This window comes from Pseudomonas sp. M47T1 (assembly GCF_000263855.1).
Lineage (GTDB): Bacteria > Pseudomonadota > Gammaproteobacteria > Pseudomonadales > Pseudomonadaceae > Aquipseudomonas.
The window spans coordinates 42747-58017 of sequence record NZ_AJWX01000019.1 but is presented as its reverse complement, the minus strand read 5'-3'; the positions used below and the strand labels follow the sequence as shown (position 1 = coordinate 58017).

The following is a 15271-nucleotide window of genomic DNA, read 5'->3' as shown; positions in this document are numbered from 1 at the left end:
GTGGGAGCTGGCGTGCCAGCGCCCACAGGTCACACCGCATCCGCGGTGTGAAACTGCAACGCCGCCAGCCGCGCATACAGCGCATTCGCGGCGATCAACTGCCGGTGCGTCCCCACCGCCACTACCCTGCCCTGTTCGATCACCGCAATGCGGTCGGCATTCTGTACCGTTGCCAGGCGATGCGCGATCACCAGCGTGGTGCGGCCGTGCATCAGGCTTGGCAAGGCCTGTTGAATCAAGTGTTCACTTTGAGCATCCAGCGCACTGGTGGCTTCGTCCAGCAGCAGGATAGGCGCGTCCACCAGCAATGCCCGGGCTATCGCCAGCCGCTGGCGCTGGCCGCCTGACAGGCCCAGGCCAGCCTCGCCCAGGTGCGTCTGGTAGCCCTGGGGCAACTGCTCGATGAAGTCGTGGGCGTGGGCGATGCGCGCGGCCTGCTGCACCTGTTCCAATGGCGCATCTGCCTGGCCATACCGCAGGTTGTCTTCCACCGTGCCGAAGAACAGCGCGGGGCTCTGCGATACCAGGGCGAAATGCCGGCGCAGGTCCTTGGGGTCCAGGTGACGCAGGTCCACACCGTCGATCAGGATGCGCCCCTGTTGCGGGTCGTAGAAACGCAGCAACAGGTCAAACAGCGTCGACTTGCCGGCCCCTGAGGGGCCCACCAACGCCAGGGTTTCTCCCGCTTCCACCACCAGGTCCAGGCCATTGACGGCCGGCTGCTGCGGGCGCGAGGGGTAAGCAAACAACACCTGTTCCAGCGCCAGGCGGCCACTGACCCGCGCCGGCAGTACCTGCAGGTCGTCGACCGGCGGGCGAATCTCGCTGCTGGCCTGCAACAGCTCGCCAATACGCTCGGCCGCCCCTGCGGCGCGCTGCAATTCGCCGAGCACTTCGCTGAGGGTGCCGAATGCACTGCCCACGATCAGGCTGTAAAACACGAAAGCGGCCAGTTCACCGCCGGAGATGCGCCCGGCAATCACGTCCATGCCACCCACCCATAGCATCACGCCCACGGCGCCCAGCACCAGCACAATCACCAGCGTGATCAACCACGAGCGTTGCACGATGCGCTTGCGCGCGGTGTCGAAAGCCTGCTCTACCGTGACGCCGAACCGTCGCTGGTCTTCGGCCTGGTGGTTATAGGCCTGCACGGTCTTGATCTGATTGAGGGTTTCAGCCACATAGCTGCCCACGTCGGCAATCCGGTCCTGGCTCTGCCGCGACAACCCACGCACGCGTCGGCCGAACACCAGGATCGGCGCCAGCACCAGTGGCAAGGCAATCACCACGATGCTGGTGAGCTTGGGGTTGGTGATGAACAGCAGGACAATGCCGCCCACCACCATCAGCGCATTGCGCAGGAACAGCGACAGCGACGAGCCGATCACCGATTGCAGCAAGGTGGTGTCGGCCGTCAGCCGCGACTGGATCTCGGAACTGCGGTTGTTTTCGTAGAAGCCGGGGTGCAGGTAGATCAAGTGGTCGAACACCTGCTGACGGATATCGGCCACGCAACGCTCGCCAATCCACGACACCAGGTAGAAGCGCACAAACGTACCCACCGCCAACGCCATCACCAGCAACATGAACACGCCGATGGAGCGGTTCAGCAGTTCGGGCGACTGGGTCAAAAAGCCCTGATCCACCAGCAGGCGAATGCCCTGGCCCATGGACAGGGTGATGCCGGCGGTGACCACCAACGCCACCAGCGCGCCCAGTGCGCGCCAACGGTAAGGGTACAGGAAGTGCAAGGCCAGGCGCAGGGCGCGACGCTGACGGGAAGAGAGCAGCGAATTCATGGGCAGACTCAGGCAGACGGTGTTGCAAGCCTACACCCTGACGAGTGGTTTATGCCTGGGGAACTCTGTTCACAGAGGGCAGTCAGCTCAATAGGCGTTGTCGAAGCAGGCGCTAGACGCTTTTGGTCTAAGGCCACGCTGGCGATTTCATGCACTTTCTGGTGGACTGAAAGCGTCGCCAGGAGGCAAAGGGAGTTGTCACGACGCAGTCATCTGGCGACTCTAGTCTGAGCACACAACCTGATGAGGAGACGGGCCATGGGCTTGCACAGCAGCAGTAACCAAACCGTGGAAGTACGCCGCACCCAGCCGCACCAAGCGGTCGGCGGCTCCATTATCGATGCCAAGGGACACGAGATCCCTATCACCGAAGACATGATCCAGGAAGCCTGTGAGGAACTGGAAAAACGTCTGGTCAAACCTGCCACTGCCAAACAAGACTGATCCCGTACACCCGCCCTGAACCCGGCCATGCGCCGGGTTTTTCTTTCTTTAGCGCCGCAGCCTCAGACCAGCTCGCAGCCCAGCGCCAGCACCACCTTGCGCAGGTCCGGCGAATAGCCGTCCAGGCGCACGCGTTGCCCTTCGATCTCGCGGCGCGAGGTGGGGTACTGCTTGCGCAGCGCATCGAACGCCAGCCGCTGACGAGCATCGTTGTCGGTCAGGCTGCGGCGAAAATCGGCGTCATCACGACGCGGGTCATACACCGCGCGGCACAGCACGGCCATGGCCAGTGCGGGGTCGGCCAGGCCACTGAGCGCCACCTCGGGCAGCCAGGGCGGCGGCAGCAGATCGGCCAGTTGCACGGTGGGCGGCTCGCCCCGGAAGGCGCAGTAGGCCTGGTAGATCTGTGCCGTGCCGCGCTGCTTGCCGTCCAGGCTGTAGCCGGCGATGTGCGGGGTAGCCAGCACGCACAGGTCGGCCAACTCGCCATCGACGCTGGGTTCGTGCTCCCACACATCCAGCACCGCTTGCACGTCTTCGCGTTCAATCAGCAGGTTTTTCAGGGCCAGGTTATCGATCACCGGCCCGCGCGCGGCGTTGATCAGCCAGGCGCCAGGCTTGAGCCGCGCCAGGCGCTCGGCGTCCAGCAGGTGCCAGCTGGCGTGCTGGCCGGTCTTGCTCAGCGGGGTGTGCAGGCTGATCACGTCACACTCCTGCACAAGGGTGTCGAGGCTGACGTAGTCGCCCCCCTCGGCCGCCTGGCGCACCGGATCGCAGACCTTCACGTCCCAACCCAGCCCGTGCAGCACGCGTATCAGCCGCGAGCCCACCTGTCCGGCGCCCACCACACCAAAGGTACGGCCCGACAGCGCCACACCGTCCAGTTCGGCCAGGGTCACCAGCGCGCCCAGCACGTAGTCCACCACGCCACGGGCGTTGCAGCCCGGCGCGCTGGACCAGCGGATACCGGCCTCGGCGAAATAGTCCAGGTCCAGGTGGTCGGTACCGATGGTGCAGGTGCCCACGAAGCGCACATTGCTGCCTTCCAGCAACGCCCGGTCAACCCGGGTGATGGAGCGCACCAGCAGCACATCGGCATCGCGCACCGCTTCAGCGTCGACGCTGCGCCCGTGAACACGGCGAATTTCACCAAAACCGGCAAAGAATTCTTCAAGCAGTGGAATGTTTTCGTCAGCGACAATCAGCATGGCAAGCTCCCCATTATGGGCGGCAGTTTAGGCGTAGGCAGGCGCGCCGTCACGAAGGATATGGCAAGTGTTTCCTGACTTGTGCGTCAACGCGTAGAATGGGCGGTTTTCCGCGCCCTTGAGTGGACTACGCCCCGTGACCGCAGCCGCAACCGACATGACGCCTCCCCTCACCCGCCCCGCCCGCGTGCGCCTGGAACTGCGCACGCTGCTGGCGCTGGCAGGCCCGATCATGATCGCGCAGCTGGCGCACACGGCCATGGGCTTCGTCGACGCGGTGATGGCTGGCCGCGTCGGCCCCCGCGACTTGGCGGCCGTAGCGCTGGGCAACTCCATCTGGGTGCCGGTGTTCCTGCTGATGACCGGGATCCTGCTGGCCACCACGCCCAAGGTTGCCCAGCGTCACGGCGCCGGCACCCCAGAAGAAATCGGCCCGCTGGTGCGCCAGGCGTTGTGGCTGGCGCTGGCGGCCGGGGTGGGCGCCAGTGCGCTGCTGTTCAACGCCGAACCGGTGCTGCACCTGATGAAGGTGGACCCGGAACTGATCGGGCCGTGCATGGGCTACCTGCGCGGCATCGGCACCGGCTTGCCCTCGGTGGCGCTGTACCACGTGCTGCGCTGCTGCAGCGACGGCATGGGCCGCACCCGGCCCAGCATGGTGCTGGGCCTGTGCGGGCTGGCGCTGAACATCCCGCTCAATTACGTGTTCATCTACGGCCACCTGGGCGTGCCCGCCATGGGCGGGGTCGGTTGTGGCTGGGCCACCGCCAGCGTGATGTGGATGATGCTGCTGGGCATGGCAGGCTGGGTGCGCTGGGCGCCGGCGTACCGCAGCGCCAATGTGTTTGGCCATTTCCAGTGGCCGCAATGGTCGGTGATCAAGCGACTGCTGGGTATCGGCCTGCCCATTGGCATTGCAGTGTTCGCCGAGTCGAGCATCTTCGCCGTCATCGCCCTGCTGATCGGCAGCCTGGGTTCCACCGTGGTGGCCGGCCATCAGATTGCCCTGAGCATCAGTTCCATGGTGTTCATGATCCCGTTCTCCCTGGGCATGGCCGTGACCATCCGCGTTGGCCAGGCTCTGGGCCGGGGCCTGCCGCGCGAAGCACGGTTCGCCGCAGGCATCGGCATGGCCAGCGCCCTGGCCTACGCCTGTTTCTCGGCCAGCCTGATGTTCCTGGGCCGCGAACACATCGCGCAGATCTACACCGCCGACCCGGCGGTGTTGCACATTGCCTCGATGCTGATTGTGTATGCGGCGCTGTTCCAGTTCTCGGACGCCATACAGGTCACGGCCGCCGGTGCCCTGCGCGGCTACCAGGACACCCGCGTGACCATGCTGCTGACCCTGTTCGCGTATTGGGGCATCGGCCTGCCGGTGGGCTACCTGCTGGGGCTGACCAACTGGCTGGGCGCCCCCGCCGGCCCCAGCGGCCTGTGGCAAGGGCTGATCGTGGGCCTGACCTGCGCAGCGGCGATGCTGCTGGTGCGCCTGATGCGCAGCGCGCGCAAGCGCATCCGCAGCGCCGCATAAACCGCTGGCGCAGCCTGTAGCAGTTGCCAAAGGCTGTGCGTCACGGGGCTTGCAGGCGGTAGCCCACGCCGGGTTCGGTGATGATGTAGCGCGGTGCGGTGGGGTCGTCGTCGAGCTTTTGGCGAATGTGCCCCACCACGATGCGCAAGTAGTGGCTGTCTTCGGCATGGGTCGGCCCCCAGATATCCTTCAGCAGTTGCTGCTGGGTAATGACCCGGCCTGGGTAGCGCGCCAATTGGGCGATGACCGCGTACTCCTTGCGGGTCAGCGCCACTTCGACGCCGGCCAGGGTCACTCGGCGCAAGCCCAGGTCAATCACCAGGTTGTCGATACTCACCGCAGCTTGCGGCGCTTGCCCGGCCGCAGCCTGGCGCAGCAACGCGCGCACCCGCGCCAGGAATTCCTGAATGCCGAACGGCTTGGTCACATAATCGTTGGCACCGTTGTCCAGCGCCTCGACCTTCTGGGCTTCGCTGGCTCGCACCGACAGCACCAGCACCGGCACCTGGGTCCACTCGCGCAACTCGCGCAGCACCTGCTGGCCGTCCATGTCCGGCAAGCCCAGGTCCAGCACCACCAGGTCGGGGCGGCCCAATGCGGCTTGGCTCAGGCCCTCGCTGCCAGTGCCCGCTTCCAGCACCTTGTAACCCTGTGAGGCCAGGCTGATGCGCAGGAACTTGCGGATCTGCGGTTCGTCATCGATCACCAGCAGGGTCGCGGTTTGACTCATGTTCAGGCTTCACTTTCCAGGCCGGGTTGCGTATGCACCGGCAAGCATAGAGTGATGCAGGTGCCCTGGCCATCAATGCCTTCGCCCACCAGAATGCGGCCACCGTGCGCGCCGATCATGCCCTGGCAAATCGCCAGGCCCAGACCTGTGCCCTGGCTGCCCCGATCGCCACGGGCGGCGGTGTAGAACATGTCGAAGATCTGCTCGCGCTCGGCTTCCGGAATACCGGGGCCCTGGTCACTCACCGAAAAACTCAGCTCCTCGCCCAGGGCGCCAGCGCGGATCAGCAGGCGCCCGTGAGGCGGGGAAAAGCGCGCGGCGTTTTCCAGCACATTGATCAGCGCCTGCTCGATCAGCGCCGCATGCACATAGAGCAGCGGCAACGGCTCCACCACCTCGACCATCACCTCAAGCGGCGCCAGCACTGCGCGCAGGCGGTTCAGCGCGCTGCCGATGATGTCTGCCGGCGCCACCCAGTCACGCGCCAGCTTCAATGCCCCGTGGCCCAGGCGGGTCATGTCCAGCAGGTTCTGAATATAGCGGTCCAGGCGCTCGGCCTCGTCACGGGTGCCTTCCAGCAACTCCAGACGGTCGGCTTTGGGAATGGCCTCGCCCAGTGCCAACAGGCTGTCGATACTGCCGCGCATGGCCGTCAGCGGCGTGCGCAGGTCGTGAGACACCGATGCCAGCAAGGCGCTACGCAGCTGTTCGGTCTCGCCATGCAAACGCGCCGCTTCCAGGTCCTGGGCCAGTTGCGCCCGGGCCAGGGCCTGGGCCAGCGGCTGACTGAGGGCGCCCAGCAGACGGCGACGCTGGGCGCTCAACGGCCGCCCTTCACGCTCACGTACCCCCAGCAGTGCCAGGGGGCCGTCCTGCATCGACACCGGCGACCACCACCAGCGCCCCGACGGCAGCGTGCCGGTGCCCATGCCGGCCGGCTGATCGTGCTGCCAGGCCCAATCGGCAGCCGCGCGTTCGTTGTCGTTGAGGGCCACCGCGTGACCGCCGGAATCCTTCCAACCCAGGGTGCCATCGCGCTCCACCACCCATACCTGCAATTCGCGCCAGCCATCCAGGTGCTGGGCAGCAGCGCTCAGTACCGCCTGGCGGTCGGTGGCAGCGGTGAGTTTGCGTGACAGGTCCAGCAGTTCGCCGGTTTCTTCCTGGGTGTCGCCCAGGGCCCGCAACTGTCGCCGCTGGCGTGCTGCCAGGTTGCCGGTGAGCGCTGCCATCAGCAGGAAGAACATCAGGGTCAGCACGTCCTCTTCCCGGTAGATGGTGAGCGAGAACGTAGGCGGGATGAACAAAAAGTCGTAGGCCAGAAATGACAGTGCCGCGCACACCAGCGCCGGCCCCAGGCTGCTGCGCACCGCCACCAGCAGCACTGCGGCCAGAAACACCAGCGATATGTTCGGCAGCGCCAGCACGCTGGCCACCGCCGAGGCCAGGCCGCTGGCGGCGATGGTGGCGAACACGGCCAGCAGGTAATCGAACCACACCCAGTGACTGCGCGAGCGTGTCACCGGCCTTGCCTGGTCGCGGTCGAGCACGTTGATTTCCAGGCCGTGGGTATCGCGCAACAGTCGCGCGCCCAGGCCGCCGCCCAGCCAGCGGCGGCGCAACAAGGGCCGCGACTGCCCCACCAGCACCAGGCTGGCACGCCGCTCCGCGGCGTGCTGGATCAGGGTTCTGGCCACCTCGCCGGCGCGCAACACCACCACCTCGCCGCCCAGGCGCTCGGTCAGTTGCTGGGCGTTCTGCAGGTGCTGGCGACTATGTTCGTCGCGGACCATGCCGGTGTCCACGTGCACCACGGTCCACGGCAGGTGGCGGCGCTGGGCTACCCGGCTGGCATGGCGCACCAGGCGTTCGGCCTGGGCGTCGCCGTCAATACCCACCAGCAAACGCCCACGCAAGGCCGGGGCCGATTGCCCCAGGCGCCGGTAGCCCTGGGCCAGGTCGGCGTCGACCTGGGCTGCGGCAGCCTGCATGGCCAGTTCGCGCAGGGCGGTGAGGTTGGTCTGGGTGAAGAATGCCTCGATGGCCGCGCGGGCCTGCTCCGGCACGTAGACCTTGCCATCGCGCAAGCGCTCCAGCAGCTCACGTGGGGGCAGGTCAATCAGCACCAGCTCGTCGGCTTCCTGCAATACCCAGTCGGGCAGGGTTTCGCGCACCTGCACGCCGGTGATGTCCAGCACCTGGTCGTTGAGGCTTTCCAGGTGCTGCACATTGACGGTGGTGTAGACGTTGATGCCGGCGGCCAGCAGTTCCTGAATGTCCTGCCAACGCTTGGCATGGCGGCTACCCGGCGCATTGCTGTGGGCCAGTTCGTCCACCAGCACCAGGTGCGGCGCGGCCTGCAACAGGCCGTCCAGGTCCATTTCCTCAAGCGTCACGCCACGGTACAGGGAGCGCACCAACGCCTGCTGGGCCAGGCCGCCCAGCAACGCCTCGGTTTCCGCGCGGCCGTGGGTTTCCACCACCCCGGCCACCACGCGCACGCCTTGGCGCAGTTGCCCATGGGCGGCTTGCAGCATGGCGTAGGTCTTGCCCACGCCGGGGGCGGCGCCGAGGAACACCTTAAGGCGGCCGCGACCGTCCCGGGGTAATTGGGCCAGCAGTGCGTCGGCACGCAGCGCATCACTCATGACAGTTACTCAAACCGGATGTAGGAAGCCCCCGTAGCCACTGCATAGATGGTGCGGGAGTGGGCTACTGCCGTCAGGCCAGGGGACGGGGCGTAATCAATGCACCGAAGGTAGCCGATCCAGCGCCATGTTCAAAGCCAGTACGTTGACCACCGGCGGCCCGAACAGCGAACGCTCGGTGTGCTCGGCCACCAGTTGCTGCACCGTGCTGCCGGGCAACTGCCGGGCCTGGGCCACGCGGGCCACCTGGTAATCGGCGGCGGCCGGCGGCAGGTGCGGGTCCAGGCCACTGCCCGAGGTGGTCAGCAGCGCCAGGGGCACCGGCCCCTGCCCCTGCACATACAGCTTGGCGGCATCGTCCTTGATGCGGCTGGCCAGCGCCGGGTTGCTTGGCGCCAGGTTGCTGGCGCTGCTGGATACGGTGGCGAAGTCGCCGGCCGAAGGTCGTGGGTGGAACCAGCCATCACCGGTAAAGTTCTGGCCGATCAGGCTCGAACCGCGAACCTTGCCGGTTTCGTCGTGCACCAGGCTGCCGTTGGCTTGCTGGGGAAAGGCCACCTGGGCCACGGCGGTGACGGCCAGCGGGTAGGCCACGCCGGTAATCAGGGTCATCAATACCATCAGGCTCAAGGCCGGACGCAGATAAGTCGACATCATCAATTCCTCGTCAGGTTCACACCAGGTGCAGCGCGGTCAGCAACAGGTCAATCAGCTTGATGCCCACAAAGGGCACCACAATCCCGCCCAGGCCGTAGATCAGCAGGTTGCGGCGCAACAGGTGCGCAGCACTGGCCGCCTGCACCCGCACGCCACGCAAGGCCAGCGGGATGAGCACGACGATGATCAGCGCGTTGAACACAATCGCCGACAGGATCGCGCTTTGCGGGCTGGCCAGGTGCATCACGTTCAGCACGCCCAATTGCGGGTAGATGGCCGCGAACAGCGCCGGCAGGATGGCAAAGTACTTGGCCACGTCGTTGGCGATGGAAAAGGTGGTCAGCGCGCCACGGGTCACCAGCAACTCCTTGCCGATCTGCACCACGTCCAGCAGCTTGGTGGGGTCACTGTCCAGGTCGACCATGTTCGCCGCTTCGCGCGCCGCCTGGGTGCCGTCGTTCATGGCCATGCCCACGTCCGCCTGGGCCAGGGCCGGGGCGTCGTTGGCGCCGTCGCCGCACATGGCCACCAAGCGACCGTCGTCCTGCTCCTGGCGGATGCGTGCCAGTTTCTTCTCGGGCGTAGCCTCGGCCAGCACATCGTCCACGCCGGCTTCAGCGGCAATGGCTGCGGCGGTCAGGGGGTTGTCGCCGGTCACCATCACCGTACGGATGCCCAGCTTGCGCAGTTCGTCGAAGCGCTCGCGAATACCTGGCTTCACCACGTCCTTGAGGTGGATAGCGCCCAGCAGGCGCTTGTCGCGGCACACCAGCAGCGGGGTGCCGCCGCTCTGGGCAATCTTGTCCACTTCGCGAGCCAGGCTGGCCGGCATTTCCAGGCGGTTCAGGCCGATAAAGGCCAGCAGCGAGTCCACTGCACCCTTGCGATAGATGCGCCCGTCATGGTCAACACCGCTCAAGCGCGTTTCGGCACTGAACGGCACGGCCGTCAACTCGGCGAGCGAAGGTTCGGGCAAGCTGTGCAACGAGCGCAGGAGTTCGACGATGGACTTGCCCTCGGCGGTGTCGTCGGCCAGCGAGGCCAGCAAAGCGCCTTCGGCCAACTCCTTGGCCGTCACGCCTGGCGCTGCGTACAACGCCGTGCAGCGACGGTTGCCAAAGGTGATGGTGCCGGTCTTGTCCAGCAACAGCACGTGCACGTCCCCGGCCGCCTCCACCGCCCGGCCAGACTTGGCAATCACGTTCAGGCGCACCAGGCGGTCCATGCCGGCAATCCCGATGGCCGACAGCAGGCCGCCGATGGTGGTGGGGATCAACGTCACCAACAGCGCCACCAGAAACACCAGCGGCAGGCTGCCATTGGCGAAGTGGGCGAACGGCTGCAGAGTGACCACCACCAACAGGAAGATCAGGGTCATGCCGATCAACAGGATATCCAGGGCAATCTCGTTGGGCGTCTTCTGCCGCTTGGCGCCCTCCACCAACGCAATCATGCGGTCCAGGGTGGACTCGCCAGGGTTGGCAGTAATGCGTACCAGCAACCAGTCCGATACCAGGCAGGTATTACCGGTGACTGCCGAGCGATCGCCACCGGACTCACGGATCACGGGTGCCGACTCACCGGTAATCGCCGCCTCGTTCACGGCGGCAATGCCTTCGATGACTTCGCCGTCGCCAGGGATCATTTCCCCTGCTTCCACACGCACTATGTCGCCCTTGCGCAGGCTGCTCGCGGCCACGGGCTGGAACTGTCCGTTCGCATCGCGGCGGTTGGCCGTCAGGCCCTGGCTGCCGGCCTTGAGGCTGTCGGCGCGGGCCTTGCCACGGCCCTCGGCCAGGGCTTCGGCGAAGTTGGCGAACAGCACGGTGAACCACAGCCACAGGGCTATCTGCACCGCCACCGCAGTGTTGACCCCGGCCTCGGGCAGCAGGCACAGCACGGTGGTGAGGATGGCAGTCAGTTCCACCACCAGCATCACCGGCGCCCGCTGCAACTGGCGCGGGTCAAGCTTGACGAAGGCCTGCACCAGGGCCGGCCGCCACAAAGCGGCGAAGGCGGTTTTCTGAGCGGTGTTGGCAGTGTGAGCGGTGGCCGGCTTGGCCACACGGATGGGCATATTCATGGTCGTGTCCTCAGAAACCCAGACTCAAGTGTTCGGCAATCGGGCCCAGCGCCAGGGTGGGCAGGAACGTCAGCCCACCTACCAGCAGGATGGTCCCGGTCAACAGGGTGACGAACAGCGGGCCGTGGGTAGGAAAGCTGTTACTGCCGACCGGGGCGCTCTTCTTCATCGCCAGGCTGCCCGCCAGCGCCAGGATCGGCAGGATGTACCCGAAGCGGCCAATCAACATGCTCAGGCTCAGCATCAGGTTGTGAAACGCGGTGTTGGCACCAAAACCGCCAAACGCCGAACCGTTGTTGGCCGTGGCCGAGGTGTAGGCGTACAGCAACTGGCTGAACCCATGGGGCCCAGGGTTGCTGACCGCCGAAGCCGGCCCCGCCAGGCTGGCGGCGATGGCGCCCAGCACCAGCGTGCCGATGGGCATCACCATCAGGGTGATCACCAGCAGTTTCACTTCCAGGGCCTGGATTTTCTTGCCCAGGTATTCAGGCGTGCGACCAATCATCAAGCCTGCCAGGAACACCGCGGTCAGCACGTTGAGCAACATGCCGTAGAGACCGGCGCCCACGCCGCCGAAGATCACCTCGCCGACCATCATGTTGACCAGCGCCATCATCCCGGTCAGCGGGTTGAGGCTGTCGTGCATGGCGTTCACCGAGCCGTTGGAGGCCGCAGTGGTGGTCACCGCCCACAGCACCGACGCCGTGGTGCCGAAGCGCGCTTCCTTGCCTTCCAGTGGCGCCGCCTGTTCCACCAGCGGGCTTTGCAGTGCTGGGTTGGCCTGGTACTCGCTGTACAGGGCCACGCTGCCGCCGATCAGGAACAGGGCGAACATGCAGGCGATGATTGCTCGGCTCTGGCGCATGTCCTTCACGTAATGACCGAAGGTAAACACCAATGCCACCGGGATCAGAATGATCGACACCAGCTCCAGCAGGTTGCTCAAGGCCGTGGGGTTTTCAAACGGGTGCGCCGAGTTCACGCCGAAGAAGCCACCGCCATTGGTGCCCAACTGCTTGATGGCAATCTGGCTGGCAGCCGGGCCCAAGGGGATGACCTGGTCGGTGCCCTGCAGGGTCACCACGTCTACGTAATGCATGAAGGTCTGCGGCACGCCCTGCCACACCAGTACCAGCGCCAGCACCAGGCATAGGGGCAACAGCCCGTAGAGCGTGGCGCGGGTCATGTCGACCCAGAAGTTGCCCAGGGTCTTGGCCGAGCGCCGGCCAATGCCGCGGCACAGGGCTACCAGCACCGCAAGGCCGGTGGCGGCGCTGACGAAGTTCTGCACCGTGAGGCCGACCATCTGGCTGAAGTAGCTCAGTGACGCCTCGCCACTGTAAGCTTGCCAGTTGGTATTGGTGACAAAACTGACGGCGGTGTTGAGCGCCAGGGTCCATTCCAGGCCCGGCAGGTGCTGCGGGTTGGCAGGCAGGTATTGCTGGAACAGCAACACCGCCATCAGCAGCACGAAACCGGCCAGGTTGAAGGCCAGCAAGGCCAGGGTGTAGCGTTGCCAGCTGTGTTCCTGGGTGGCATCCACGCCGGCCAGGCGGTAGCAACCACGTTCCACCGGCCCCAGTACCGGGCTGAGCCAGGTACGCTGGCCTTCCATGACCTTGTAGTAGAAGCGCCCCAGCATCGGTGCCGGGATCAGCACCAGGGCGAAAAAGGCCAGGATCACCCCGTAGTCATAGCTGTGCATGGCCGCTCCTAGTTGCGATCGGCGCGTAACAGCGCCACGGTGAGATACACAAACAGGCCTGCTGCCAGCAGCAGTGCCACCCCGTCCAGAACGTTCATGCCTTTCTCCTCGGTGATGTGTAGCCGCTGCCGCAGGCTGCGCAGGCCCTGTGCCTCGCTGAAGATCTATAGTGAGCACAGGGGCCAGCGCAGCCTGGCGGCAGCGGCTATCGCAATAGCCAGACTCCACTGGTCGGTATTGTCGGAAACAAGGGCGTAAAGGAACGAGACGGAAGGGGGAATACAGGTATAAAGTTTTCGTAAAGAATGCCGATGTAGAGCCATCGTCAGACCGATACGGGAAAAATGTAGCCAATTGTATCGAGATTGATACATAGACGACATGCCAGCGACATGCCTGGGAGTGACCCTCGCTCGCCGCTCCCAATCCGAACATGACTACCAGCCCGCCGGGCGAACGCTTACCCTTGACGGTAACGACGCGGCCCCGACGCCGCGGCTGGCAGCAATACCAGGCAGATGAACGCAAGCATGCAGAACACCCCGCTCCCCCTCAGCGATGCCAGCAAGAACCTCGTCGGCGACGATGACAAACGCTGGAATACCCGTGCCCTGATCGTGGATGACGACGTACCGATTCGCGAACTGCTGATCGACTACCTGGCCCGTTTCGGCATCCTGGCACTGGGCGTCAGCGACGGGGAAGGCATGCGCCAGGCGCTGCTGGAAGAGAACTTCGACGTGGTGGTCCTGGACCTGATGCTGCCGGGTGAAGACGGCCTGTCGCTGTGCCGCTGGCTGCGCGCCGAATCCGACATCCCTATCCTGATGCTGACCGCGCGTTGCGAGCCCACCGACCGCATCATCGGCCTGGAACTGGGTGCCGATGACTACATGGCCAAGCCATTCGAGCCACGCGAGCTGGTGGCGCGCATCCAGACCATACTGCGTCGGGTGCGCGATGACCGCACCGAACAGCGTGCCAATGTGCGTTTCGACAACTGGCGCCTGAACAGCGTGCTGCGCCAGCTGATCTCGTCCGATGGCCTGGTGGTGCCGCTGTCCAACGCTGAATTCCGCCTGCTGTGGGTATTCCTGGAGCGCCCGCGCCGCGTGCTCAGCCGCGAACAATTACTGGACGCCGCCCGCGGCCGCTCCATCGAAGCGTTTGATCGCAGCATCGACCTGCTGGTGTCGCGCCTGCGCCAGAAGCTGGGCGATGACCCCAAGGCACCGCAACTGATCAAGACCGTGCGTGGCGAAGGCTACCTGTTCGATGCGAGAGACATTGGTTAATGCGCAGCCCTGATACGCTGTTCGCCCGCCTGTTCGGCGTGTCACTGATTGCCATTATCTTCGCTCACCTGCTGGCCTTCCTGTGGTTCCAGCAGTACGGCTTTCCACCGCCGCCCCACCATCACCGCGAAATGATGGAAGCGCGGCGCGCGGAACTGGGCCCCAATCCTTCTACGCAAGCCCTGGCCCAGTTCGGCGCCGAAGAGCTGAGCGAAGAGGAAAAACTGCCACCACCGCCACCGCTGTTCGGTGGCCCGGTGGTGCCGTTGCTGTTCCAGCTGATCACCCTTGTGGTGGCCGCCTGGTTCGGCGCCAAGGCCCTGTCCCGACCCATTCGGCGCTTCAGCGAAGCAGCCGAGCGCTTGAGCGAAAACCTCGACGCCCCCCCCCTGGAAGAAACTGGCCCGCTGGAAGCTCGCCAGGTGGCGCACACCTTCAACCGCATGCAGCAACGCATTCGCGAACAGGTGCAGCAACGGGCGCGCATGCTCGGTGCCGTGTCCCATGACCTGCGCACGCCGCTGTCGCGGCTCAAGTTGCGCCTGGAGCAGATCGACAACGAGAAGCTTCAGGGCCAGATGCGCCAGGACCTGGACGACATGATCGGCATGCTCGACGCCACCCTCACCTACCTGCACGAGCAACGCACCAGCGAAGCGCTGCAATGGTACGACCTGCAGGCCCTGGTGGAATCACTGGTGGAAAATGCCCAGGACCACGGTGCCGCCATCCAGGCCCAGGGCACCTGCGCACCCTTGCAGGTGCAACCCATGGCCCTGCGCTCGTGCATCAGCAACCTGATGGACAACGCCTTGCGCTATGGCGGCGCCACCCTGGTGGACATCCAGGACACCCGCGACGCCGTGACCATCCGCGTCATCGACCACGGCCCGGGCATCAGCGCCGACAAGCGTGAAGCGGTGTTCGAGCCGTTCTTCCGCCTGGAAGGCTCGCGCAACCGCAACTCCGGCGGTGTTGGCCTGGGCATGACCATTGCGCGCGAGGCGTGCCAGCGCCTGGGCGGGCAGTTGAGCCTGGACGAGACGCCGGGTGGTGGGTTGACGGCTGTCATTCGTCTGCCACGCTAATCGCGCGACGCCCCCAACGTAGCCGCTGCCGAAGGCTGCGGTGCTATCGCAATAACCCCACCTAACGAATCTACGCT

The 15271-nt window shown here is 65.5% G+C and carries 12 protein-coding genes; 4 read left to right on the top strand and 8 right to left on the bottom strand.

The genetic code is table 11. The features are described from left to right. Positions 1-29: 29 nt before the first annotated feature. Entirely contained in the window at positions 30-1802 is a 1773-nt protein-coding gene (locus PMM47T1_RS19250; RefSeq protein WP_008371994.1) for an ABC transporter transmembrane domain-containing protein, read from the bottom strand. A gap of 258 nt (positions 1803-2060) precedes the next feature. Between PMM47T1_RS19250 and PMM47T1_RS19245 the strand changes: the two genes are divergently transcribed. Further along, positions 2061-2246, top strand: a complete 186-nt coding sequence (locus PMM47T1_RS19245) for a PA1571 family protein (RefSeq protein ID WP_008371992.1) — start codon at positions 2061-2063, stop codon at positions 2244-2246. Positions 2247-2308: 62 nt separating this feature from the next. On the opposite strand, the gene pdxB is transcribed toward PMM47T1_RS19245, so the two are convergent. Beyond that, positions 2309-3454: a 4-phosphoerythronate dehydrogenase PdxB gene (gene pdxB, locus PMM47T1_RS19240; protein ID WP_008371989.1), complete on the bottom strand. Its 1146-nt coding sequence runs from the start codon at positions 3452-3454 to the stop codon at positions 2309-2311. Between the two features lie 157 nt (positions 3455-3611). Between pdxB and PMM47T1_RS19235 the strand changes: the two genes are divergently transcribed. Further along, positions 3612-4988: an MATE family efflux transporter gene (locus tag PMM47T1_RS19235; protein ID WP_043301265.1), complete on the top strand. Its 1377-nt coding sequence runs from the start codon at positions 3612-3614 to the stop codon at positions 4986-4988. Positions 4989-5028: 40 nt separating this feature from the next. Here the strand turns inward: PMM47T1_RS19235 and PMM47T1_RS19230 are convergent, their stop codons facing one another. The 6 genes from PMM47T1_RS19230 to kdpF all read right to left on the bottom strand — a co-directional run bounded on the left by PMM47T1_RS19230 (position 5029) and on the right by kdpF (position 12909). Continuing rightward, the gene (locus PMM47T1_RS19230) at positions 5029-5718 is read right to left on the bottom strand and encodes a response regulator (protein WP_008371983.1); all 690 of its coding nucleotides are present in this window, start codon (positions 5716-5718) and stop codon (positions 5029-5031) included. A gap of 2 nt (positions 5719-5720) precedes the next feature. Next, positions 5721-8366: a sensor histidine kinase gene (locus PMM47T1_RS19225; protein WP_008371982.1), complete on the bottom strand. Its 2646-nt coding sequence runs from the start codon at positions 8364-8366 to the stop codon at positions 5721-5723. 96 nt (positions 8367-8462) lie between these two features. Continuing rightward, entirely contained in the window at positions 8463-9020 is a 558-nt protein-coding gene (gene kdpC, locus PMM47T1_RS19220) for a potassium-transporting ATPase subunit KdpC (protein ID WP_008371979.1), read from the bottom strand. Positions 9021-9039: 19 nt separating this feature from the next. After that, entirely contained in the window at positions 9040-11100 is a 2061-nt protein-coding gene (kdpB, locus tag PMM47T1_RS19215; protein ID WP_238536636.1) for a potassium-transporting ATPase subunit KdpB, read from the bottom strand. A 16-nt stretch (positions 11101-11116) separates the two neighbouring features. Next, entirely contained in the window at positions 11117-12811 is a 1695-nt protein-coding gene (gene kdpA / locus PMM47T1_RS19210; RefSeq protein WP_008371974.1) for a potassium-transporting ATPase subunit KdpA, read from the bottom strand. An 8-nt stretch (positions 12812-12819) separates the two neighbouring features. Beyond that, positions 12820-12909, bottom strand: coding sequence for a K(+)-transporting ATPase subunit F (kdpF, locus tag PMM47T1_RS19205; RefSeq protein ID WP_043301264.1), 90 nt, complete (start codon positions 12907-12909; stop codon positions 12820-12822). 432 nt (positions 12910-13341) lie between these two features. Between kdpF and PMM47T1_RS19200 the strand changes: the two genes are divergently transcribed. Both PMM47T1_RS19200 and PMM47T1_RS19195 read left to right on the top strand, forming a co-directional pair. Next, positions 13342-14106, top strand: a complete 765-nt coding sequence (locus PMM47T1_RS19200) for a response regulator (RefSeq protein ID WP_008371971.1) — start codon at positions 13342-13344, stop codon at positions 14104-14106. Further along, positions 14106-15194: a sensor histidine kinase gene (locus PMM47T1_RS19195; protein WP_008371969.1), complete on the top strand. Its 1089-nt coding sequence runs from the start codon at positions 14106-14108 to the stop codon at positions 15192-15194. Before PMM47T1_RS19200 ends, PMM47T1_RS19195 begins: the two co-directional genes overlap by 1 nt. Positions 15195-15271: the final 77 nt, after the last annotated feature.

Coding starts and splice junctions, on each gene's coding strand:
- kdpF (WP_043301264.1), bottom strand. CDS start 12,909: ATGAACGTTCTGGACGGGGTGGCACTGCTGCTGGCAGCAGGCCTGTTT.
- kdpB (WP_238536636.1), bottom strand. CDS start 11,100: ATGCCCATCCGTGTGGCCAAGCCGGCCACCGCTCACACTGCCAACACC.
- PMM47T1_RS19230 (WP_008371983.1), bottom strand. CDS start 5,718: ATGAGTCAAACCGCGACCCTGCTGGTGATCGATGACGAACCGCAGATC.
- PMM47T1_RS19245 (WP_008371992.1), top strand. CDS start 2,061: ATGGGCTTGCACAGCAGCAGTAACCAAACCGTGGAAGTACGCCGCACC.
- PMM47T1_RS19225 (WP_008371982.1), bottom strand. CDS start 8,366: ATGAGTGATGCGCTGCGTGCCGACGCACTGCTGGCCCAATTACCCCGG.
- PMM47T1_RS19250 (WP_008371994.1), bottom strand. CDS start 1,802: ATGAATTCGCTGCTCTCTTCCCGTCAGCGTCGCGCCCTGCGCCTGGCC.
- kdpC (WP_008371979.1), bottom strand. CDS start 9,020: ATGTCGACTTATCTGCGTCCGGCCTTGAGCCTGATGGTATTGATGACC.
- PMM47T1_RS19195 (WP_008371969.1), top strand. CDS start 14,106: ATGCGCAGCCCTGATACGCTGTTCGCCCGCCTGTTCGGCGTGTCACTG.
- kdpA (WP_008371974.1), bottom strand. CDS start 12,811: ATGCACAGCTATGACTACGGGGTGATCCTGGCCTTTTTCGCCCTGGTG.
- PMM47T1_RS19235 (WP_043301265.1), top strand. CDS start 3,612: ATGACGCCTCCCCTCACCCGCCCCGCCCGCGTGCGCCTGGAACTGCGC.
- pdxB (WP_008371989.1), bottom strand. CDS start 3,454: ATGCTGATTGTCGCTGACGAAAACATTCCACTGCTTGAAGAATTCTTT.
- PMM47T1_RS19200 (WP_008371971.1), top strand. CDS start 13,342: ATGCAGAACACCCCGCTCCCCCTCAGCGATGCCAGCAAGAACCTCGTC.